The 649-nt window shown below is 66.6% G+C and carries 1 protein-coding gene; it reads left to right on the forward strand.

Going from position 1 to position 649, the window contains the following annotated elements; translation table 11 throughout:
* Positions 1-649: P-loop NTPase family protein (locus F2Q65_RS19320; RefSeq protein WP_150095022.1), on the forward strand; the 649-nt coding region annotated here is incomplete at both ends.

The following is a 649-nucleotide window of genomic DNA, read 5'->3' on the forward strand; positions in this document are numbered from 1 at the left end:
CGGGTAGCCAGGACCGCTATGAGGCGCTGCTGTACGGCGAGGGGCTGCTGAAGACGGTGTTCAAGGCGGTGAAGGCGGGCGCCGGCGGACTGGGGCTGGATCGGGTGTTCATCACCGGTGTCTCGCCGGTGGTGCTGAGCGACATGACCAGCGGCTACAACGTTGGCAAGAACATCTACCTGGAGCCGGAGCTCAACGCCCTGTGCGGCTTCACCGAGGCCGAGGTCGGCACAGTGCTGGGGCACCTGTCCGCCGAAGGCGCTGACGGCACCGCAGCCGAGCCGACCGCCTGGAACCCAGCGGCGGCGCTGCAGACCATGCGCACCTTCTACAACGGCTACCGCTTCAGCGAGGACGCCACCGAGAGTGTCTACAACCCGACGCTGAGTCTGTACTTTCTGGACGCGCTGCGCCGCCATGGCCGCTATCCGCGGCGCATGCTCGACGAGAACCTGGCGATGGACCGCAACAAGCTCATCTACATCGCCCGACTGCCGCATGGCGAAGACCTGCTGATCGAGGCGCTGAGCGGTGACGACCGGGTCGTCATCCCCGAGCTGGTGCAGCGCTTCGGCGTGGCCGACGTGCTGGCGGCGGTGAAGGACCAGCCGTTCATGGCCTCGCTGCTGTACTTCTTCGGCATCCTGAC

This window comes from Thiohalocapsa marina (assembly GCF_008632335.1).
Lineage (GTDB): Bacteria > Pseudomonadota > Gammaproteobacteria > Chromatiales > Chromatiaceae > Thiohalocapsa > Thiohalocapsa marina.